1 protein-coding gene is annotated in these 717 nt (G+C 32.1%); it reads left to right on the forward strand.

Annotated elements, in window-relative coordinates; all coding sequences use genetic code 11:
* The coding region (locus CQA57_RS08210) for a hypothetical protein (RefSeq protein WP_170126867.1) at positions 1 to 717 on the forward strand (717 nt) is incomplete at both ends.

The raw sequence follows: 717 nt of genomic DNA on the forward strand, positions 1-717 counted from the left end.
GCTGATATTGATTATGGCACTAGTGGAATTACAAACCTTATTTTTGCAAGTAATAATGATGGAAAAACAGCTGATGAATTTAAAAATGGAGTGGCGGGTACAACTAATACTAAGGATAACAATAATCAAGTGCTAGGCGTAACCTATCAAGATGGTGTAAAACTTGTATTAGGAGACATCTCAGTTGATATTGGTGATCAAAAGAAGCAATCTTTCTTAAGCAATTATAAGCATTACTTTGAAGGCATTGCTGATAATGGGGCATTATTAACTATTACTACGGATAGAAAGAATAGTGGTAATGCTTATACAGATGATATCAATGTAAAAGGTTTGGTATTGGGTATTATTTCAGAATTAGCTGCTAGTAGTTCAGGGGCTAGCAATACCTATACTTACAATGTAAATTTAGCAGCAAATTCTGCTTTTGTAGGAAATATTTCTTTGCAAGATAACTCCAATGTAAATATCACAATGAACTCAGGTTCTAAATTCCTTACCAATGTAGATAAATTGCATTTGCAAAAACTTACAATACAAGGTAATAGTCTTGATACCACACAATTACTCTTAAATACTTTTGAACAAACAAATACTATTATTGATATAGCAACTCTAGGTAATGACTTTAATAATATTCCAACAAGAAGTAACTTTAGATTACTTGAAATTGGAAGCTCAACTACTCAAAGTGGCGCTCAAACACAAGCAGATTCT

The organism is Helicobacter anseris (assembly GCF_003364335.1).
GTDB classification, from domain to species: domain Bacteria; phylum Campylobacterota; class Campylobacteria; order Campylobacterales; family Helicobacteraceae; genus Helicobacter_H; species Helicobacter_H anseris.